Here is a 21,696-nt window from a genome sequence, read left to right as displayed (position 1 = left end):
GATGCCCAAGCCCGAGTTCGAGTTCTTTCCCGTCACCGAGGTCGACTTCACCCCGTGCGAGGGCGTGGTCCCGGAGCTGACCGAGCGCGTGCTCGCGCGGGACGACGAGGCCGGCACCGCCACCCGCATCCTGCGGCTCGCCCCCGGCACCGACACCAGCCCCAACGGGGTGCAGGTCCACGACTTCTGGGAGGAGGTCTACATCATCGAAGGGACGATGACCGATCTGCGCCTGGGGAGGACCTTCCGGCCGGGCGACTACGCCTGCCGCCCGCCGGGCATGGAGCACGGGCCGTGGACCACGGGCCCCGAGGGAGCCCTCACCTTCGAGGTGCGCTACCGCACGCGGCCCGGGGAGCCCACGTGAAGGCAGCGCCCTTCGCCTCACCGGACACCGCGGCCATGCGCCGCTGCATGGGCCGGTTCACCACCGGCGTCGCCGTCGTCACCGCGGTCGACGCGTCCGGCGAGCCGCAGGGGATGACCATCAACTCGCTGACGTCGATCAGCGTCGACCCCTGCGTGCTGCTGGTGTCGCTGACCGTCGGCACCCGCACCAGCAACGCCCTCGACGCGGCGGGCCGGTTCGCGGTCTCGATCCTGGGTGTGCGGCAGGAAGCCGTCGCCCGGCGCTTCGCCACCCGCGGCGGCGCCCGCTTCGACGGCGTCGACCACGAGCTGACCGACAGCGGGATCCCGGTGATCCAGGACGCACTCGTCCACGCCGACTGCCGGGTAGAGCAGACCGCCGACATCGGCGACCACCGCATCTACTTCGGTGAGGTCGACTGCCTGCGCGACCGAGCCGGTACCGGGCTGGCCTTCCACGGTGGGCGGTTCGGCGAGTTCCGCGACCTCGGCAGCGCCGAGATCCCCTGGTGGTACTGACTGTCGGATCGGACCAGCTCCGCAGGGTCTGCGTGGACCGGAGGACAGCGTGCAGCTCCACCAGCTTCGCTACGCCTGCACCATCGCGAACGAAGGCAGCTTCACCCAGGCGGCAGAGAAGTTGTACATCGCTCAGCCCTCGCTGTCGGTGCAGATCAAGAAGCTCGAGCACGAGCTCGGAGTGCACCTGTTCGAGCGACATGGGCGCCGGGCGGTCGCCACCAGCGTCGGTGAGCTCTTCCTGGTGCATGCCGAACGGATCCTGGCCGAGGTCGGACTTCTGCAGGACCAGATGCAGCAGGCCAGAGAAGTCCGGATCGGTCGAGTGGCGATCGGAGTCCTGCCGAGCGTGGGCACGGGGCTGCTGCCGGAAGTCCTCCATGCGTACCGGCAGGCCCATCCCGGCGTCGAGATCACCACCACCGAGCAGGACATCGACGCGTCGGCCGAGTTCCAGCGGCGGGTCCACCACGGCGAGCTCGACCTGGCCGTGGTCCGAACCTCCGGCCGCGTGCCCAGCCTGGCAGCGAACCTGCTGCTGGCCGAGCCGATCGTGGCCCTTCTACCGCCGGGCCACCCCTTGTCCGGCCGGAGTGCTGTGCACCTGCTCGAGCTCGCCGACGACGAGTTCGTCGCGCTACGCAGCGGCGGCGGATTACGCACGTTGATGAACGAGATGTGCGACCAGGCCGGGTTCACCCCCAAGGTCTCGGTCGAGACCGGGCAGCTGTCGATGCTCTGGCGGATGGTGCACGCAGGGATGGGGGTCACCGTCGTTCCTCGCCTGGCGGCGGGCGACCTGGATCCTCCGACCCTGCTCAGCGACGGCTACGCGCGCCGGGAGCTGCGCCTGATCCACCGCGCTTCCGAGCCTCTGACGCCGTCCGCGCAGGCCTTCCGGGAACTGCTGATCTACCACGCGAGAGCGTGGTCGGGCACGACCGACTAGGTCGCGCAGCGCAGGCTGCCGGCGGCCTCGTTCCCGGACAGCGGGAGTTCGGCCATCGACTCCCCCATGCCGCTCCACCGGACGGCCCCGTCCGGAGCCATGTCGAAACGTTCCAGCGCGCGGGTCACGGTGTGCTCGACGACGTCGGCCAGCGTGTTCGGGAGGGTGTAGAAGGCGGGGACCGGCGGCATCACCGTGGCGCCCGACTCCGCGCAGCCCGCCATGAGTCGGATGTGCCCCGCATGCAGAGGTGTCTCGCGCAGCAGCAGAACCACGGGCCGGCGCTCCTTCAGGCAGACGTCAGCGGCTCGCACGATGAGGTTGTCGTCGTAGGAGTTCGCCACCCCGGACAATGTCTTGACGCTGCACGGCGCGATCAGCATCCCATTCGTGCGGAAACTGCCCGAGGACACAGCGGCTCCGATATCATTATCACTGTGTACGACATCGGCCAGGGCCTTCACCTGGTCCATCGAGTAGTCCGTCTCATGCTTGATCGTCGCTCGAGCGGACTTGCTGACGATCAGGTGGGTCTCCACGCCGGCCGCATCGCGAAGAATCTCCAGCGCGCGGATCCCGTAGACTGCACCTGAAGCGCCGGAAATCCCGACGATCAGCCGCTTAGGTGTGCTCACGGCGCCCTCCGGTCGAACTCTCATTGTGCTTCCTCACCGTAGCGCACATTGTGGCGAACAGGCGGATCGGACATATATCTGTTCGCTGAAGAGGTCATAGGCGAAGCGATATTGGTCGTCGTCCATCGGCTTGTCATGATCCTGGGCACGGTCTCGGCGAGGAAGCCGGACGACGACTGGAGACTCCCCATGACCTCGAGCGCGGAACCAGCAGAATCGTATAGCACGGGGCAGCGCTGGATCATCCTGCTGTCAGCGATCCTGGGTTACGTCACCGACGGCTACAACCTGCTGATCATCACATTCGCACTCCCCTCGATCACGACGAGCCTGGGAATCTCCGCCCAACAAGCGGGAACGATCATCACTGTTCAGCTCGTCGCATCCATCATCGGCGGGGCACTGTTCGGGCGCATCGCCGATTCGCACGGCCGCAAGAAAGCGCTGACCTGGAGCATCGCGCTGTTCTCGGTCGGTGCGCTCCTGTCGGCCTTCTCCTGGAACTACACCACGCTCCTGCTCACCCGCCTCGTCGCCGGTATCGGCCTCGGCGGCGAATGGGGTGTCGGTATGGCGTTGTTCAACGAGGCGTGGAAGCGCCACCGCGGCCTCGGAGCGTCGGTGATTCAGAGCTCCCTCCCGGTCGGCAGCCTCCTCGCCGGGGTGGTGGCAGCCCAGATCATCGCGACCAGCGGGCCGGAAGGGTGGCGGTGGAGCCTCGCCACCGGCTGCCTCCCGCTCGTCCTGTGCGTGGTGATCAGGATCTGGATGCCGGAGTCCAAGGTCTGGCTGCGGAGCAGGAACGAGCGGCCGGCCAGGGACGAGACCGCTCTCCAGGTGTTCCGGGAAGTGCGGAGATCAGGCGCTTCGCGACGGTGGCTGCTCGCCTTCGGGCTGGTGCTCGGGTACATGATTTCCTACTACAGCGTCACCTCCTGGATGCCGACCTTCATCGTCGAGACCTACGACCAAGGACCGTCGGTGTGGCAAGAGGTCAACACGTTCGCTGTGTGGGTGGTCGTACCGCTCAAGATCGCCTTCGGCCTGTGGGGCGACAAGGTCGGCAGGAAGACCGCCACCCTGGTGCCCGCGGTGTTCACGCTCATGGGATCGATCGGCATCCTGGTCGTCAGCCTCGGCGGCGAGCACACCTATCCGGGCAGCATCTGGGTGTGGTCACTGTTCTGGCTCTTCTTCCTCTGGAGCATGGGCAACGCGCAGGCATCGCTCATGGGGGCGTGGCTGCCGGAGAGCTTCGAGACACGCATCAGGGCCACAGCAACCTCGACCGCGTACATGTTCGGCCGCGGCGTCTCCGCGCTCGCACCGAGCCTGGTCGCCGTGCTCGCATTCGGGAATCTCGGCGTCGGGATGGGGGTCGCCAGCCTGGTCGGGGTGGTCCTCTTCGTGGTCTGCGCAATTCTCCTGCCCGAGACCAAACCGAGGAACCCGACGCGACAGCTACCCGAGTCCAACGCCACCGTCGGATAGGCGCACGTCTCTGGAAGGAGCAATGGGCGATGACGAACACCAGCCCGGACACCGCCACCTCACTGGCAAATGGGGCGGGTTCATCGAACGGCACGCCGACGACGGCGGACCTCCGATCGGCGCTCGCCGATCTGAGGTCCCATGGCGAGCTGTCGGCGGTGTCCAGCGAAGTCCACTGGAACAGGGAACTGGGCGCCGTCAGCCGGGTCGCGCTGCAACGGAACTCGCCCGGCCTCCTGTTCGAGAACATCACCGACTACAACCATGAGTCGAGCCGGTGCGGGAAGGTCACCACGAACCTGCTCGCCAGCCACCGCCGAATCGCGATCCTGCTCGGCCTCGATCCCGAGACGCCGTACACGTCACTGGTCGAGCACGTGCGAGAACACAACGAGAAGCGGATCGAGCCGGTCCGTGTCGACGCCGGCCCGGTCCGCGACAACATCGTCCGTGGAGCGGACGTCGATCTCCACGACCTCCCGGTCCCCCACTGGCACTATCTCGACGGCGGCCGGTACATCAACACCTTCGCCGCGGTCGTGACCCGCGATCCGGACGACGGGACGGTCAACCTCGGCGTCTACCGCGGCATGATCGTCGGCCGGAACAAGATCGCCACCCTGATGGTGCCCAGCCAGGGCTGGGGCCGCCACTGGGCGAAGTGGATCGAGCGAGGGGAACCCATGCCGGTCGCCTGCGTGTACGGCTGGCACCCCGTGATGGACATCCTGGCCGGCAGCCCGATCCCCCAGGGTGTCTCCGAGTACGACGTGATGGGCGGGTTCCTGGGCGCCCCGGTTCCGCTGGTGCAGTGCGAGACCGTCGATCTGCAGGTGCCGGCGACTGCCGAGATCGTCGTCGAGGGTCACGTGTCCCCGGATCCGGACACCTATGAGTGGGAGGGTCCGTTCGGCGAGTTCACCGGGTACGTGAGCGACGTACCGAAGCTGCGGCCCACCATCGAGGCCTCCTGCGTGACCCACCGGGACGACCCGATCTTCCGCGGGACCCTGGAGGGATCGCTTCCCGGGTCGCCCGGTGAGAACAGCTACCTGTCCTCCGTACAGCGGGCCGGCATCGCGTGGGCGACGCTGGAGAACGCTCGCGTTCCCGGGATCCGCCAGGTCTACGTGCATCCCGTCACCAACGGGACCACGATCGTGGTTCAGATCGACAAGGTCCACGAAGGCCACGCGAAGATGGTGGCCGCAGCGCTGTGGAGCAGCAACGCCGCGCTCTACCGCTACAAGTACGTCATCGTCGTCGACGAGGACGTCGACCCGTCGGACTACTCGGCCCTCGACTGGGCGATCGCCTACCGGGTGCAGCCGGGGAGCGACGACGTCGTCACCTTCCCCGGGAGCTTCGGCTCCCCGATCGACCCCAGCACGCCGCTGGAAGATCGCGATGTCGGCCGTCTCGGCGCGGGCCTGTGGAACCGCACGCTGATCGACGCGACGCGCACCTTCCGCTATGCACCTCAGGAGGCCTGGGGCGGACGGACATTTCCTCCCACCGTGCTGCCGGCGAAGGACGACCTCGATCTCGTGCATCGGCGCTGGGCCGACTACGCGATCGACAGGTAGTCCGGCACGGTCAGCCGCGGGGCGAGGTGTCCCAGAGGTCGCTGAAGGCGGTGGCCACGACCGCGCCGTAATCGACCGGGGCGTCGAGGAGCCCGCAGCGCTGACCGAAGTCGACGAGCGCGCGCGCCGTTTCCGCGTCGATCCGCGGGTCGTAGTACGGCGCGTCGCGGCGGACGAGGTCGGCGATCAAGGACGCCTCCCCCGGCGGGAAGACGCGCTCGCCGACCTCGGTGGCGCGGCCGGGGTCGGCACGCAGGATCTCCTGCGCGCGGACGATCGCCCGGGTCATGGCAGCGACCGCGTCCGGACGGCGGTCGATCGTCTCGTCGGTGACGGCGAGGGCGGGAAAGGTGTACGCCTCGGCACCCGGCGGGCCGTCACCGCGCCGCGCGTCGAGCACGAGCGTGCCGGTGCCATGGCGCACCGCCAGCTCGGCCCCCATCCCGTTGGCCCAGAACCCGTCGATCAGCCCCTCCTCGAGCGCTTGTGCCGCCGCAAGGCCGAAGGACGTGCCGGCGCCCTCCGTGGCCGGGACGGGCCCGACCTCGATGCCACTGCGCTCGGTGTCGATCCCGGCTGCCACGAGCAACTGGCGCAGGCCGAGGTCGGGACCCGGCGCGGCACCGATCCGCACCTCGTGCAGCGCGCCGAGGTCGCCTCGGGCGATGCCGGAGTCGGCGCGCATGACCAGGAACCAGTACATGCCCTGCGACAACGCAGCGACCAGCTTCGCGCCGCGCCACCCGGGGAACGCGTGCATCGGCGCGTGCGCCGCACCCGCCAGGAAGTCGATCTCCCCCGTGCGCAACGCCTCAGCCGCGTCGGTGACGGGATAGAGCAGGTCCAGCCGGACGTCCAGTCCCTCGTCGCGCGCCAGGCCGAGCTCGACGGCCGCGATGGCGGGGAAGTACGACGGGGACACCAGATCGGGTACGGCGATTCGCAACATGCGGTCCTCGGGGTGTCGGGGGTTCAGGACGGACAGCGGTCGCTGATCAGTCGATGTCTCGCGCGCGCGCAACGGAGTCGAGCAGTGAGGTCCTGCGCAGGAAGCGCCGCTGGGCCTGCGCGTCGTTGCTGATCTCCGTGAGGCGGTCGAGCCGTGCACGCCGCTTCACCGGGTCCTTCTCCTCCAGCCGCTGCTTGTTGTCCACGGTCTGCTGCTGGACGAACTCGATGTTGATCGTGCGCCTGCGGCGCTCGTACCGGTCGAGCAACGCCGGGTCGGCGCGTCCGGACGACACCTCGTCGACGGTGCGCACCAGCTCCAGCGCGTCGTGGACGCCGCAGTTCAGGCCCAGCCCGCCGATCGGGTTGTTGACATGCGCCGCGTCGCCGGCCAGTAACACGCGTCCGTCCCGGAAGCGGGTGGCCACCCGCTGGTGCACGTTGTAGATGTTGCGGTGCACCAGCGACCGCGGCCCGGTCGCGGGGTGGATCGCGGACAGGACCCGCGCCGCGTGTTCGTCGCCGAGCACCTCCTCGTCGGCCTGGTCGGGACGCGCGGCGAACACCACGCGCCAGCGGCCCAACATGTCGTCGCCCGCGACCTTGAAGAGGTTCACCCACTGGTCCGGATCGGCGAAGTAGCTCCGCGTGCTGCAGCCCAACTCGGCGGCGAAGTCGTTCCGGGTGGTGAGCACGGCGAACCGTTCCGGCCACGTGTAACCCTCGAAGTCGATGCCCATCGACTTGCGCACGGTGCTACGGCCGCCGTCGCAGGCGAACAGCCGGTCGCCGGTCAGGACCTCCTGCTCGCCGGAGCCGTCGCGGACGCGCACGCTGACCCGGTCGGCGTCCTGGTCGACGCTCTCCACCGACCAGCCGAGGCGGACGTCCACGTCGGGCATGCGACGCAGCCGGTCGAGCGCGATCCGGACCAGCTTGTGCTGTTCGGTCTGCACCACGTACGGGAACGGCGTGTCGTCTCGCAGGGTGTCGTGATCCATCCGCGCCACCAGGGTGCCTGCGGCCTTGTCCCAGAAGTCGAAGTACCGGCACACCAGGCCGACGGCGATGAACTCGTCGATGATGCCGACCTCGTCGATGAGCTCCAGCGTCGAGGGGTGGAAGGTCGCGGCCCGCGGCGCGCTGTCGATCTCGATGTCGGCGTTCTGCTCGACGATCGTCACGCGGAAGCCGCGCTCCGCCGCCGCGAGCGCTGCGACGGCGCCCACCGGTCCGCCGCCGACGATGATGATGGACTCTCGGTCTGACATGTCTCCCTCAGGTATCCGTGACCGTGGTTCAGCCGCGTTCCGGGTCGGCGGGCCCGGCCCAGGGGGCCACCTTCGTCTCCAGCCAGCCCACGAGGCGGGTGAACCCGACGCCGAGCACCATCAGCACCGTCACCGGCACGAACAGGCCCGCGGTGTCGAACCTCTGGCCGGCGAGGATGATCTGCCCGCCGAGTCCGCCGATCGCGGTGAAGAACTCGGCGATGACGATCGCGATCACCGCGCGGCCGATGCCCAGCCGGAGCCCGGTCATGATGTGCGGCACGGTGGCCGGCAGGATGATCTTTCGCACGATGGCGAACTCGGAGGCCATGAACGAGGTGCCGACCTCGGTCAGCGCGCGCGGCACCGCGAGCACCCCGGCCCGAGTGTTGATCACGATCGGGAACACCGTCATCACCACGACGATGACGACCTTCACCGTGAACCCCAACCCGAACCACAGCATGAACAGCGGGATGAGCGCCACCAGCGGCATCGCGTACCCGGCGGTGACGTAGACGCCCAGCGCGGCGTCGACCGCCCTGTAGCGGCCGATCAGCAGTCCGACCGGGATGCCGATCAGCGCCGCGAGCAGGAACCCGAGCAGCAGCGGCTGCAGGCTGTCGAGCAGGGCCTCGAGCAGCAGCCCGGACCTCAGCTGGGTACCGAACTTCTGCACGACGGCGGTCGGGTAGGAAGCGAAGATCGGGTTCATCCGACGTCCGGTGATCTCCCAGAACAACAGGACCACGACGATCGACAGTGTCGTGATCAGCCCGTGTCGGACGCGCAGGTGCGGCCGCCGCCCCGTGGACGCCGGCGGACGCGCCGCCTTCTGTCCGCTCTGTTCCGTCGTGATCATCTCTGCGCTCCGTCCGGGCTGTGGGCTAGGTGGAGGCCGGCGCGTCCGCCTGCGCGGGTGCTCCGGTCATAAGCCGGCGCCAGATCTCGTAGCGCTGCGCGCCGAACTCCTCGAGCCCGCGTACGGTCATCAGGTCGGTTCGCGGGCGGGGCAGCCCGATCGGGAAGATCCTGTCGATCCGGCCGGGGGCCGGCGCCATCAGCACGACGCGGTCGGCGAGCAGGACGGCCTCGTCCAGGTCGTGGGTCACGAAGACGATCGTCTTGCCGGTCTCCCGATGGATGCGCAGCACCTCGGCCTGCAGGCCTTCCCGGGTCTGCGCGTCGAGCGCGCCGAACGGCTCGTCCATCAGCAGCACGGCGGGGTCGACGCTGAGCGCCCTCGCCAGGCCGACACGCTGCTGCATGCCGCCGGACAGTTGGTCGGGGCGCCGGTCAGCGGCGTGCGCGAGCCCGACGAGTTCGAGCTTCTCGAGCGCTGTGCGGCGCCGCTCCTGCGTCGACACCCCCCGCGCCTCCAGCCCGAACTCGACGTTCTCCAGCGCGGTGCGCCACGGGAATAGCTGCGCGTTCTGGAAGACCATGCTCCGGTCCGCGCCGCATCCCTCCACCTCGGTGCCGTTCACCACCACACGCCCGGAGTCGGGCCGTTCGAGCCCGAGGAGGATGCGCAGCAGCGTCGTCTTGCCGCATCCGCTCAAGCCGGTCAGAGCGATGATCTCGCCCGGTTCGACCCGCAAGGAGACGCGGTCCAGCACGTGGACCTCCTCCACCTGCCTGCCTCCGCGCACGGTGAAGGTCTTGGACACGTCCTCGATCGACACGCCCGCCTGGTTGTCGGCCATGGGTCTCCTTCCGGCGCGCTCACTGCGGATCCTCTGCGGCTGGTGGCTCACGAACGCGTCATCGCCAGCGCGTCGTTCTGCGGCCGGTCGTCGACCAACGTGGCGAGATCCGCAGGCCGGCGGAGGTGCCCGGTGTCGGTCAGCATCGTCGACAGGTAGGTCAACCGCGGCTCGGCCACACCGGCATCGGGATCCACCAGCTGCTTGTCGACGATCAGGTCGTGCATGTAGGTGATGTACGGATCGTCGGGCGTGGTCCCGGCCTCCTTCGCTGCGAGCGCCAAGGCCTCTTCCGCATGGGCGTAGGCGTAGCGGAATCCGTCCATCAGCCCGGCGAGGTAGCGACGGGCCGCTTCCGGCTTGGCGGCCAGCCGGTCGTTCCGGGCGATGATCGAGTACCGCGGGTAGTCCGGGACGACGTCGGGCGACAGGGCCACCACGTTGACCCCGTCGCCGGCTGCCCGGGGCACGTAGTCGGCGGGCGAGGACGCGCTGTCGGTGGTCCCGGCGACGACCGCGCGGTACCGGTCGGCGTTGCCGCCACCGTTGAGCTTCTGCATGGACTCACCGGACACCCCGGCCTGGGCGAACATGACGTCCGCGATCGTCGCCGGCAGCCCCGTGGGCGACGAGATCGCGATACTCGTACCCGGCAGCTGGTCGAGGCTGGTGATCTCCTTCTTCGCGTAGATCGCCCACGGCAACCCGATCATCGTCGACCCGATAATGGAGGCGTCGAGGTCTCCCCGCTCGGAGGCGATGAAGAACGCGCCCGCGTTCTGCTCCACCGCATCCACCTCGCCAGAGGCCAGGGCGGGCAGTGCCTGGGATGCGCTCTGCAGGGTCACGAACTCGACCTCGACGCCGCGGCGCTCGAAGAAGCCCTTCTCCTCGGCCATCTTGAGGAAGCCGCAGTCGGTCGAGCACTGCAGCGTCCCGACCTTCCAGGTCAGCTGATCACCGTTGTCCGTCCCCGTAGCGCACCCCGCGCTGAGTACGACGACGAGGAGCAGCGGGAGCAACCGGCGAATCCCTGGCCGCACATCCATCGACATCGCCTTCCGCAGGAGCCCTGTGGACCGAGCATCGACAGTTTGTATACACACAGTCGACAGCCTGCACAACCCCCGCGACACGCGCGGCCGCGCCTACCGCGCACGACGTGGCCTCGCCCGCGGAGTCGGCTACGGGACCGACCCACTCGCCCGACCATCCCCGCGAGCGACACGTCGGACGCGCGCGACGCACTGGCGAGTCCATCGACGCCGCGGTGGCGCGGCACCTCTCACCTGACGGGTACCTGCCGCAGGCGATCGAGCTGCTGCTCCCACCGAGCGATCGCGTCGTCGGGATCCGTCAGCTCGAACGAGATCCCGTGGGTGACGACGGCGTACGGCACCACATCGAGCTCGACCTCCTCGACGACTCCTCGGAACGTCACTCGACCCGCACCGGTCTCCACGTCGATCGGATCGAAACCAGCACCGATGCGGACGATCCCGCCACCGTCGACGACGTGGAGCAGCCCAGCCCGCGCCGCGCGCAGCGCAGCGGTCGTCCGGCTGCGCTCCCAGAGTGTCATGAGGACCTCGTCCCCGCGCACAAGCAGCTCCCCCACGCTGAGGCTCGCGACCCTCGGCCAGGCGGCCTCGTCGTTGACGACGAGCAGAACCGTCACGCCGATCTTGGACTTCAGACCAGACCCGTCAAGCAGCGCTCGCACGGATTCTGGAATCCTGGCACCGGAAGCACCATCCATGAGCTCACCCCTCGTTGCGCATGACCACCCGTGTGGCCGGTCTCAGTCCATCACGCGACCAGCGCCCTGTTCGGGCGGTCCGTTCGGCGCCGCCGCGTTACGCGTCGACATCCGCCAGCATCCTCGACGTCGGACTTCCCATGCTGCAGCCGATCGGCGCTCCGGTTCAGCGGCGGCGGCATCGCGGGCAACGGGATCGACGAGCTGCGGGGCTCGACACCAGGTTCGTGGCGCTCGGACCGACCGTGGCGTCACACGCGCCCGCCCGGCCGGTCGTGCAGGCGTGTCGTTTGCCGCGAAAACGGCGCTGTGCTCGTCGCACACCAGGACGTGACGTAGGGCGTCGCGACGCACCGCGATGCCGTCATAGAGGGCCGAGGTCCGCCCAGCCGGCCTCGACCATCAGGTCGACGAGACGGAGCCCGACGTGCATCGATTCGCTAACTGTCGCTGCTGAGGAACGCTCCAGCGGTCAGGAGATCCCGGGCGGTGGCGCCCGGTCACGTCGTTGCGCGCGGCGACCAGCCCCGCGTGGGACAGATTGACGGTTGACTCCAGCTGCTGAGGTCGGTTCCGGATCCGAGGCCCTGTTGGTCGGGTACGAGTGCGGCGTGTCGATCGGGCCCGTCGTCGAACTGTTGCTCGACCCCGGCGGAGAGAAGGTCCAACTGTCGGTCGAGCGGAGGATGCCGTTCCGGTGACGCGATGGCCTTGAGGTCATGCAGTGCGGCGAGATCCGGCGTGGAACCTGCGGTGATGCTGCGCCGGCGAGCCGGAGCTCGTCGAAGGCGAGTCGGACGTACCCGTCCCACCCGAGAGTCCGTTCGATGAGCCGTACGTCGCCACCTCCATCGTTGTGTCGGCCGGTCGGGAAGCTCCGGGTGGCGAGCTGGCGGAGGCTGTCGTGCAGGCGGTCGATGGCCATAATGGCGGTCGTGGGGTCGTTGAAGGGCTGGGCGATCCCGCGTTCGGCGATGTCGACGAGCTTGCGGAAGCCGTAGCCGGGATCGTCGCCGTGGGTGCGTTCGGCGGCGAGGACGACGAGCCCGGCGAGCTGCGCGTGATCCATGCGGGCAGCTTGTCCGTGAATGCGGAACAGGGGCGCACACGGTCGAGGTCTTCCGCTGGCCCCGCGGCGAGCCCCTCGACCGGGCCCTTGCTCGTGTCCAGCGGCTGATCAGCACCGTCTTGTCGGTGATCGCGGAAGCCAGCCGAACTCGTCGCGGGTCGGCCAGGCCTTGCCGAAGGCGTCCGTCAGTGGCAGCGCCTGGGCCGCGCATCCCTGAGCGCCAACCGGACAGCACCGCCCCGACGGCGAGCCTCAGCAGGTGTTGGGCCGTTGGCTGCCTGAAACAGACGGCTACGTCCTGACGACAGACAGTCTGCACGGCAGGGAAGTAGCAAAGGGGCAACGTGGTCGGGCTATCCAAGGGCGGGAATACAACGATACTCGGCCCCTCGGCCAACGTAGCCGGACACAGTGCGGCGTCCCCGCACGCCCAGCGGCTCGCCACCCTCGCCGTAGAGCACCTGCGCGACCACCCCGCGGTCAGCGTCGACGAGCTGCTCACGGCCGTCATGCGCCGCTTCCCCGGCCAACGCCGCGAGCGCCTGGCCGCACTGCTCGACGAGGCGGTGGCCGCCGGTCTTCTCCACCGCGACAGCCCTGGACACATCAGCGCACCCGGCGGCCCGACCGCCCGGGCCGTCGCCGCACCCACCCCCGGTCCGTCCGCCGACGACACCGCCGACGCCACTGCCTCCGGTGCGGCCGTCACTGCCTCGACAGCAGACACCACGACCCTGCCCGCGCCCGCCGATCCTGCCGAGGAGCCGCCCGCCGAACCGCCCACCGGTGCGCTCGGCGCCGTCGGGCGCACCGTGCGCGCCGTCATAGTCGACCTCGAGTCCGTCGTGCACACCACCACCAGCGACCCGTACACCGACAAGCGGATTTACCAGGTCGGCGCCGTCCGGCTGAGCAACGACAGCGCCTGGGTCGCCGAGCAGCCGCAGTTCAGCGCCTACGTCGAACTTCCCGACGACACCTGGGTCATCCGCTCCACGCGCGTCCGCGAGGCGCACGCCGCAGCGGCCGTCAGCCCAAGACAGGCGCTGGAGGACTTGTACGCCTATACCGACGGCACCGACCTGATCGTCACCTACAACGGCACCCAGGCCGACTTCCCGCTGCTGAGCGCAACCGCCGCCCGCGAGGACATGCCCGACCTGCGCGGCACTTACGTCGACGCCTTCTACCTCACCCTCGCGCTCTACCCGACCGCCACCCGGCACGCGCTCGCGCCCCTGGCCGACGACCTCGGCATCGACCGCGCCGGGCTGGGTTGGCACGACGCCGTCGACGACAGCGAGCTGCTCGCCCGCGTCCTGCAGCACTGCGCACAGACGTTAGCCGCGATGCCCGCCGACCGTCAGGACCTGCTCGCCAGCCTGACCGCCGACTCCCCCGCCTGGACCCTGGTGCGCTCATTGGCCGCCGGGCACGTCGGCGCGCCGCAGGACGAGCTGCTCGGCGACGAGCGCGTCCACACCACCGCAGAGGTCGCCGGCGTCCTGAACTCCGACCTGGCCGGACATACCCCGCGGCGCAGCCCCACCGGACCGATCGGACGCTCGGCGGTCAGCGTGAGCACGAGCCTGCGCGGAACTGACGGCAAGGTCGACGTCACCGCCCTCGCCCGCGCCGTCCGTCCCGGCGCCGCACCCCGCCAGCCGCAGACGCAGATGACCCAGCAGATGCACACCTGGGCCGACCAGGCCAGCTCCGGCCTGGTCGAAGCGCCCACCGGCACCGGTAAGAGCTTCGCCGTGCTCGCCGTCGCCCTGGACTGGCTCGCTGGCGACCCCGACCGCACCGCGATCATCACCACCGCGACCAAGCAGCTGCAGGCGCAGCTGGCCGCCGACGTCGCGCACCTCGAAGCGGCAATCCCCGGGCTGCTCAACGCCTCCGACGTCGTCAAGGGCAAGGCCAACCGGCTGTCGCTTCGCGCGCTGACGTTGTCGCTGACCGACGCAACCGCGCTGCTCGCCGCGCCGACCGTCCCACGGCGCAGCCACAGCACCAGTCGCAACCGCTTCCTCGGGCGCGTCATCTTCCGCGAGCTGCTCGCCTACCTGACGCTGCGTCTGATCGCCTCCACCACCGTCGAGCAGTCCTGGACCGCACACTCGGTCGACCCGGTCGACGTGCCGCTGTTCTTCACCGGCTACAGCAACAACGCCGTCAGCATCTGGCTCGAGTCGCTGTCCCAGGCCAACACCGGCGAGTACGAAGCGGCCGCCCCCACACCGCTGGCCGTCCACACCGACGGAGTCAAGGAGGCCCTGCTCGGCCACCGGCTCATTCTGGCCAACCACGCGCTGCTGCTCGCCCACCTCGACGAGCTGTCCGACCTCGGCCCGGACACCCTGCTCATCCTCGACGAGGCCCACCAGCTCGAGGACAGCGCCACCGGCGCCCTGACCGCCACACTGGACTACCGTCTGGTGGAGGACCTGTACAGCGAGCTCGACAGCTGGACCCGCGACGCCCGGCCCGGCACCGAACGCGACCAGGCCGCCGAAGGAGTGCGCAACCTCGGCCTGCTGCTCGACCACGAGGCGCTGCCCAAGGTCGCCGGACAGGCGTTCGACGCGCGCGGCACCGGCGTCGGCACCCTCGTCGGCTCACGCACCGTCACCCTGGCCAGCCCGTACAGCGGCGCCAGCGGCACCGGACAGGTCCAATACCTGATGGGCCAGCTGCTGCGCCTGTCGGGCATGTGCGATGTGCTCGTCGGCACCCTATCGGCCTACCGCGGCGCGCACGCCACCACCATGAGCTTCTACGACCTCGAACGCCTCGACGCCCTCGTCGTCGGCGCAGCCGAGGTCAGCGCCACCGCACAGAGGATCGTTGCCGACACCGACGCTGCCCTCGGCCTGCCCACCACCGGCACCCCCGGAGCACCCGGCACCGGCCAGGGCAGTACGCCCGGCGGCAGCCCCGGCCCGGACGGCGGCCCCAGCACGGACGACACCGACGACGACCGCAGCACCGAAAGCGGCACCGCAACCGACGCCGCCGTAGACGATCCGGACGAGACGCTGCCGCTCGACGCGACCGACCCCGCCGGCGAATCCGACCCTGACGACCTCGACCCCGACGCAGCTGAAGGCCCCACCGGCACGGGCGACGGCGGCGCGACCGATCACGCCAGGACCGGCGACGGAGCGGCACCGCCGCTGGGCGCGTTGCCGCCCGGCACCACCAACCAGGTCGTGTACGCCGAGGAGGTCGAAGCGCTGCGCGCCGAGCTGCGCCGCTACCGCTTCCGCATCAGCACCAGTCCGATCGAGCTGCCCGCCGACGGCACCTGGCAGCAGTTCCTGGCCACCTTCGAGCGCACCTACTACGTGTCTGCCACGCTGCGCGTCGCTGCGCAGTGGACCTTCATCCGGACCCGGCTTGGGCTGCGCAGCACCGTCCCGACCCTGCACCTGCCGACACCGTTCGACATGAAGAACCAGGCCGAGCTCGTCTGCCTGGCCGACTTCCCCTCCTGGGCCGAGCAGAGCGACGGCGCCATGCGCACCGTCGCCCACCAGCTCACCGGCTACACCCGAGAGATGATCCAGCCGGTCCTGGACGAGGACGACGAACCCCAGGACTACGACGCCCGCGGCGGCTACGACGGCGGCGCGATGGTCCTCACGACCGCCAAGAGCACCGCCGCCGGCATCAGCCGGTACCTGTCCGAGAGCCTGCGACGCGACGGCGACACCACCCCGGTGCACAGCGCCGTCCTGCTCGGCAACCCCCGCGCCGTCCGGCAGTTCGACGACCACACCGACGGGGGCGGCGTCCTGGTCGGCACCAAGGGCCTGTGGCAAGGCGTCGACATCGCCGACCCCGACCGGCTGCGCCTGGTCTGGATCAACAAGCTGCCGTTCGCGCCGTTCGCCGCCCCCGTAATCGAAGCGCGCCGCGCCGCCGTCGTCGCCCGCGCCGACGCCGCCCACGCCGAAGACCCCGACGCGGTCGCCACCGAGACGTACTACCTGCCGCTGGCCGCGCTCCAGCTGCGGCAGGCCGTCGGCCGGCTCATCCGCTCCGAGCAGCACCGCGGCGTCGTCATCATCAGCGACCGCAAGCTCGCCGGACACACCGCCCTGCGACGCGCCTACCGCGAGACGTTCCTGGGCAGCCTCGATGCCGACCTGCTGCGCACCGACCCGGTGACCGGCGAGCGTACCGGCGGCAATGTCATGCCGATGGCCGACGCCTGGACGCGTATCTGGGACTTCTACGTCCGCAACAGTCTGCTCGACCCGGCCCGCGCCGGCGAGCTGTCCACGCCTCAGGCGCTGCTCGAGCACACCGTCCTGCCTCAGACCCGGCGCATCCGTGAGCTCGCTCTGACCGCCGAGGAGGTCACGCAGTACCAGGCAGGCGGCAGGCTCGTCGCCGAGGTGCTCGACCGGTGCGCCCAGGTCGGCGGGCTGCTCAAGCTGTCCGACACCCCCACCGAGCTCAAGAGCTCCCAGCAGGCCGTTATCACCGCCGTTGCCGAGGGCCGCAACGCCCTTGGACTGCTGCCGACCGGCTTCGGCAAGAGCTACTGCTTCCAGCTGCCCGCGCTCGTGCTGCCCGGCGTCACCCTGGTCATCAGCCCGCTCGTGGCGCTCATGCACGACCAGGCGCTCGAGCTCAACGCCAGCATCGGCGGCGCCGTCCGCGCCCTGGTCGCTCCGCTGCGTGAGAGCAGCAGCCGCGCCGGTAAGACCGAAATCGCCGACCAGCTGCTCGGCCGCGCCGACCACCACATCAAGCTCATCTACGCCAGCCCTGAGCGCCTCGGACAGCGGCGCTTCCGTCAGATCGTCACCGAAGCGGTCCGCACCGGCGTGATCAGCCGCATCGTCATCGACGAGGCGCACACGGTCGTGCAGTGGGACGACTTCCGCCCGTCTATGCGCCGCGCCGCGCAGTTCCTGGTTCGGCTGCGCGCCGACCACGGGCTGGCCGTCACCGCGCTGACCGCCACCGCCAACCGCACCGTCCATGCCGGGCTGCGCACCCAGGTGTTCGGCCTCGACGCCGACATCCCCACGGTCAGCAGCGCCGAGGCGCTCGCCGAGGCCAGCGCGGCCGGGCCGACCGGACTGGTCACCGTCCGGGAGAACCCGATTCGGCCTGAGCTGGCGCTGTTCCGCCGCTCGATCAGCCCCGCCGGGCCGGCCGTCAACGCCGGACTGGCCGAAGAGGTCGTCGACCACATAGAGGACCACGCGATCTTCTACTGCCTTACCGTGCGAGACGTCGTCGCGCTGCACGCCCACCTGCGCGACTACGTGGGTGACGGCAACGTGCGGGTCCGGCGCTTCCACGGCCGGCTCACCGAGGCCGAGAAGCATGCCGTCATGACCGAGTTCCGCGAGGCGCCCCGGTGCGGAGACGAGGGGTTCGCACCGATGCTCATCGTCGCGACCAGCGCCTTCGGGCTCGGCATCAACCGGCCCGACATCCGCACCGTCTTCTGCGTCAGCACCCCCACCGACCTGTCGCAGCTGTACCAGCAGGTCGGCCGGGCCGGCCGCGACGTCGCCGGATCCGCCACCACCGGCGCGCCGCCCGCCGACAGCTCGCCCGCCGACGGCACCACCGCTGGCACCGCGGGGGGTACCGCAGCGGCAGCCGCGACGCCGCTGGCGAACGTCGGGCTGGCGCTGCTCACCCCGCGCGGACTCCGCACCGCCCGCTTCATGACCACCAGCGACCTGCCCGCGCCACTGCTCGTCCGGATGGGCAAGGCCGTCCTGGCCGTCCACAACGGTGTCCTGGACGCCGGCACCATCGCCGACCGGCTCATCGCCGAAGACGTCGACGCCGGCCGACTCAGCCAGGACGACGCCGCCAAGTCGCGCACCAGCGAGCAGTACACCTCCGGCGTCGTGCGGGCGTTCGCCGCCCTGTCGGCGCTGGGCGTCGTCGACGACCTCGGCGACTTCCCACCGCTGTGCACCATCAAGCCCGGCGAGCTGCGCAACAGCGGCGACCAGGACACCGACCCGACCGAGCAGGCCGTCGTCGACGCGATCCTGGCGCTGCCGGGCCGCAGCGACGACCGCACCAGCCTGCACCGGGCCCGGCTGCACGTCCCGAGCCTGCACCGGCACCTGAGCGCGACCGTCGAGCGCTACGCCGATCTCGCCGACGACCCGCCCAGCACGTGGCAGCTGCTGGCAGATCTGCACGACCGAGGCCAGCTCGATGTGTCCGCAGCACCCAGCCGCAAGCTCGTCACCGGGATCGCGGTGCACACTCCGACGCTGCCTGCCGGGTACGCCAGCGCGCTGGCCGGCAAGGCCGCGCGCGCCGCCGAGGAGATTCGGCTCCTGCACGACTTCTTCACCGACCGCAACACCTGCGCCAACCGCAAGTTCGCCGACTACTTCGGCGTCGACACCCTGCCCGACGGGTGCTGCAACACGGCCGCGAACCGGTGCTCGGCCTGCTGGGACAACGACACCACCATCCCCGTCGAGCAGAAGCCACCCGCTGCTGGCGACGCGCTCAACATGCCCAAGCCGCGGCTGGCCGGCGCCCGCACCGACAGCAGCGTCCGGCAGAAGCGCCTCGACGAGCAGGTGTACCGGCTGGTCTGGGCCGACTACCGCGGCGTGCACGCGCGCGACGTGTACCGGGCGCTGCGCGGCGAGGACTCCTACTATCACCCGATCCGTCGACGTCGGGTCCGCCTGCGCCACAACCTCGTCGTGTCCCGCTACTTCGGCGCCCAGCACATGGTCAAGCTCAACCAGATCGAGGACAGCCTCGCCCGGCTGGAAGCCGACGGTCGCGTCGTGCCGCTCAGACACGGCATGTGGCGCGAGCGCGGGCACGCCGACCGGGCCGCCGCCGCAGCCGCCCGCGCCGCCGCAACCGCCACGCCGGTTCCCGCCGGGACAGCGCCGTGACCACCACCGTCCCGCCCGACAGCAGCACCACCACCCGCCCGGACGCGGTCGCGCAGCGGCAGCTCGCACCGGCCGTCCCCGAACCGGCGCGCTCCGCCGCCGCCCGCCCGTGGCGCCCGTACGCCGACGACCCGCTGCTGACCCCGGCGATGACGCTGGGACCCCAGTACGTCCCGGCCAGCCAGATGCAGGCGCTGCGCCGCTATCTCGGGGCGCTCGTCGCCGCCCGCAACACCCCGGTCCACGTCAACGTCGCCTTCAACGCCTGCTACTTCGGGTATGACCTGACCACCGGCTACGCCGGCGCTGCTGTGGACCCGGCCAGCTTCCCCACCGTCGCGCTCGGCCAGACGATCGACGCGCTGCCCGTTGGGGCTCTGATCAACGTGGCGTCCGGCGGCGACCCCATCTGGGCAGAAGTCGTCTACAAGGAAGGCGCCCACTCCGAGCTCGGGGACGACGGCGCCGTGCCGTCCTGGCTGTCCGGCGCACCCGCCGGCGCGACCGGCCCAGCGCAGACCGACCTGCACAGCCAGCCGGTCCTGCAAGAGCGGCTCGTGCTCGACCTCGACGTCTTCGGGCTCGCGCCGACCGCCGCGCAGATAGCCCGCCTGACCCGACGCGGCCGCTTCGACGAGCTCGGCCACTTGCTCGTCGGCTCCCGCTACGCCACCGCCGAACTCGCCGAGCTCGACGACGCCGGCTTCTACCGGCACTACCTGCTCGGCGCTGGCCACCACCTGCTGTTCAGCACCGCCGCCCCAGCGCCACTACCGCTGCTGCTCACCGAGGACGCCGGACCCGAACAGCACCAGGCAGCGCTCGACGGGCTGTTCGCGACCGTGACCGCCGCGCTCCACGAGCTCGACACCGTGCGCATGTGGCAGTCCTACGCCGTCTCCCGAGCCGGCCTGTCCGCCCGGCTACGCAGTTGCGATGTGCTGGGCGCTGACGACATCGCCTCCCTGGCGAGCTCTACCGCGCATAGCGCACTTCCCGACCAGAGCCGCCGGCTTGACGCGGCCCGGAAGGTGACCTACACAGCTCTCGGATCGAGGCTGCGCTGCGTCGACGGCAGCGCCACCCCGATGCACGGGGCCGGATACGCCGTCGTCGTGCTGCACGCCAACCTCATTTTCGCCGACTACCTGCGCGGCGACGCCGAGGACGGACTGCTGTTCGACAAGGTGCACCTGCGCCTGGACGACTCCTGGCAAGGCGGTGGAATCTGGCGGGCCGAAGCACCCGGCAGCGCCCATGCGCTGCTCGACCCAACCGTACCCCGCGGCTTCGGCTGGGCCGAGACGCTCGCCCCGCCCGTACCGCCTCCCGCTGTCGAACCGCCCACTCCTGAGCCGGACCCGGACCTGGACCCGGAGGACGGGTACGCCGACGACGAGCTCGATGTCAGCGACTCGCAGATCAGCTGGACCGTCGCGCTGCGCGCCGCACACATCGACGCCGGACTGCTCACGCTGCCGCAATCGGCCGCGCACGTTCTGATCAACGACCGGCGCGACGGCTCCCGCATGCGCCTGCTGCTCAACCACGACGGCTACCAGCTCGACGTCACCGACGCCACCCAGATGGCCACCGCCGACCTGCACAGCTCCCCCGCGGTGCTGACCGGCGTGTCCTGGCCGATGGACTATTTCCCCGGAATCTTGCTCACCGTCACCTGGCCACGCAACACCCCCACGCTGCGGATCACCAGCACGCTGCTGGACATGCCTGTCACCATCGACGACGAGCTCGACATCGAGCACCGTTACGACCCACGCATCGTCACCCGGGACGCCCTCGACCGGACCGGCAGCACCAGCGCCACCCTGGCGCAGCGCATCCTTCGGGCCGTCCGGCGCCTCGGCCTACTCGATCCTGACGGCGTCGCCCGCCTGGCACGTGACCAGCTGACCCAGGAGGTGTACGGCAGCAGCAGCAGCGAGCAGACGGAACAAGCCCTCGGCACGGCCGTCGCGCAGCTACTGGAACGCGGGGCGCTCACCCAGGACACCGGCTCGCGTACCGCCGATGGAATCGCGTTCCCGGCCGTCGCCGGACAGCCGATCGTGCCGCTGCTCTGCTACACACCCACCGTAGTCACCGGACCGCCGCGGCCGCGCCGGTTCCAACGGCTCGACGCACGGTTCGTCAGCACGCACGTCGTCGCCGGTTTCCTGCGCCGCATCGACCACCTGGGGCAGAGCGCCAGCCCGCACGCACGTGCCGCCTACCGTGAGTACCGGGCGCGGCACGGGCTGGCCGGTCCGGCCGAGCTGCCCGAGGGCTGGACGTTCGTACGCCCGCACGAGCGTGGGAGCTGAGTCCCGACGCAAGCTGACCGCAACACGCGACCGCGCTCGTGGGCCCGCGGCCGGGACAGAATGCCCCGGTTGACCGCGAGCTGTCACACCCGTGCGAGATGGTTGCCGCCCGCCCGACTTACCGCCCACCCACTGCCCGCGCGGACCACCGAGGAG

At 70.2% G+C, this 21,696-nt stretch carries 15 protein-coding genes; 7 read left to right on the top strand and 8 right to left on the bottom strand.

The features are described from left to right. Position 1 precedes the first annotated feature (1 nt). Genes CFP66_RS37450 through CFP66_RS37440 form a run of 3 tightly spaced genes read left to right on the top strand, consistent with a single transcriptional unit; the run spans position 2 to position 1,837 of the window. Positions 2 to 367, top strand: a complete 366-nt coding sequence (locus tag CFP66_RS37450; protein WP_094930104.1) for a cupin domain-containing protein — start codon at positions 2 to 4, stop codon at positions 365 to 367. After that, positions 364 to 888 carry a flavin reductase family protein gene (locus CFP66_RS37445; protein WP_233160034.1) on the top strand — a complete coding sequence of 175 codons (525 nt, stop codon included), beginning with the start codon at positions 364 to 366 and terminating at the stop codon, positions 886 to 888. Before CFP66_RS37450 ends, CFP66_RS37445 begins: the two co-directional genes overlap by 4 nt. 49 nt (positions 889 to 937) lie before the next feature. After that, positions 938 to 1,837 carry a LysR family transcriptional regulator gene (locus CFP66_RS37440; RefSeq protein WP_158228362.1) on the top strand — a complete coding sequence of 300 codons (900 nt, stop codon included), beginning with the start codon at positions 938 to 940 and terminating at the stop codon, positions 1,835 to 1,837. On the opposite strand, the gene CFP66_RS37435 is transcribed toward CFP66_RS37440, so the two are convergent. After that, the gene (locus CFP66_RS37435; protein WP_233160033.1) at positions 1,834 to 2,472 is read right to left on the bottom strand and encodes a UbiX family flavin prenyltransferase; all 639 of its coding nucleotides are present in this window, start codon (positions 2,470 to 2,472) and stop codon (positions 1,834 to 1,836) included. The genes CFP66_RS37440 and CFP66_RS37435 overlap by 4 nt on opposite strands. Before the next feature lie 135 nt (positions 2,473 to 2,607). Between CFP66_RS37435 and CFP66_RS37430 the strand changes: the two genes are divergently transcribed. Then, positions 2,608 to 3,963, top strand: a complete 1,356-nt coding sequence (locus tag CFP66_RS37430) for an MFS transporter (RefSeq protein ID WP_094930101.1) — start codon at positions 2,608 to 2,610, stop codon at positions 3,961 to 3,963. Positions 3,964 to 3,992: 29 nt separating this feature from the next. Further along, positions 3,993 to 5,549, top strand: coding sequence for a UbiD family decarboxylase (locus CFP66_RS37425; protein ID WP_094930100.1), 1,557 nt, complete (start codon positions 3,993 to 3,995; stop codon positions 5,547 to 5,549). Between the two features lie 10 nt (positions 5,550 to 5,559). On the opposite strand, the gene CFP66_RS37420 is transcribed toward CFP66_RS37425, so the two are convergent. The 7 genes from CFP66_RS37420 to CFP66_RS37390 all read right to left on the bottom strand — a co-directional run bounded on the left by CFP66_RS37420 (position 5,560) and on the right by CFP66_RS37390 (position 12,332). Next, positions 5,560 to 6,498 (bottom strand): ABC transporter substrate-binding protein, encoded by a 939-nt coding sequence (locus tag CFP66_RS37420; protein WP_198961934.1) that lies wholly within the window; start codon positions 6,496 to 6,498, stop codon positions 5,560 to 5,562. A 46-nt stretch (positions 6,499 to 6,544) separates the two neighbouring features. After that, a complete protein-coding gene (locus CFP66_RS37415) occupies positions 6,545 to 7,768 on the bottom strand; it encodes an NAD(P)/FAD-dependent oxidoreductase (RefSeq protein ID WP_094930099.1) in 1,224 nt (407 codons plus the stop codon). 28 nt (positions 7,769 to 7,796) lie between these two features. Then, on the bottom strand, positions 7,797 to 8,630 hold the full coding sequence (locus tag CFP66_RS37410) for an ABC transporter permease (RefSeq protein ID WP_094930098.1): 834 nt from the start codon (positions 8,628 to 8,630) through the stop codon (positions 7,797 to 7,799). 25 nt (positions 8,631 to 8,655) lie between these two features. Further along, positions 8,656 to 9,474: an ABC transporter ATP-binding protein gene (locus CFP66_RS37405; protein WP_094930097.1), complete on the bottom strand. Its 819-nt coding sequence runs from the start codon at positions 9,472 to 9,474 to the stop codon at positions 8,656 to 8,658. 47 nt (positions 9,475 to 9,521) lie between these two features. Further along, on the bottom strand, positions 9,522 to 10,523 hold the full coding sequence (locus CFP66_RS37400) for an ABC transporter substrate-binding protein (RefSeq protein ID WP_158228361.1): 1,002 nt from the start codon (positions 10,521 to 10,523) through the stop codon (positions 9,522 to 9,524). Between the two features lie 236 nt (positions 10,524 to 10,759). Continuing rightward, positions 10,760 to 11,197, bottom strand: a complete 438-nt coding sequence (locus CFP66_RS37395; protein ID WP_094930095.1) for a hypothetical protein — start codon at positions 11,195 to 11,197, stop codon at positions 10,760 to 10,762. 508 nt (positions 11,198 to 11,705) lie between these two features. Continuing rightward, the gene (locus CFP66_RS37390; RefSeq protein ID WP_255413926.1) at positions 11,706 to 12,332 is read right to left on the bottom strand and encodes a DUF2254 family protein; all 627 of its coding nucleotides are present in this window, start codon (positions 12,330 to 12,332) and stop codon (positions 11,706 to 11,708) included. Between the two features lie 314 nt (positions 12,333 to 12,646). Here CFP66_RS37390 and CFP66_RS37385 point away from each other — a divergent pair, with 314 nt between their 5' ends. Together CFP66_RS37385 and CFP66_RS37380 are read left to right on the top strand one after the other, a co-directional pair. Beyond that, complete coding sequence (locus CFP66_RS37385) at positions 12,647 to 19,216, top strand: DEAD/DEAH box helicase (protein ID WP_198961932.1); 6,570 nt, start codon at positions 12,647 to 12,649, stop codon at positions 19,214 to 19,216. Beyond that, entirely contained in the window at positions 19,213 to 21,540 is a 2,328-nt protein-coding gene (locus CFP66_RS37380) for a hypothetical protein (protein WP_143517500.1), read from the top strand. Before CFP66_RS37385 ends, CFP66_RS37380 begins: the two co-directional genes overlap by 4 nt. The last annotated feature ends 156 nt before the right edge of the window (positions 21,541 to 21,696 follow it).

The organism is Pseudonocardia sp. MH-G8 (assembly GCF_002262885.1).
GTDB lineage: Bacteria > Actinomycetota > Actinomycetes > Mycobacteriales > Pseudonocardiaceae > Pseudonocardia.
This window is presented reverse-complemented; position numbering and strand designations above follow the sequence as displayed.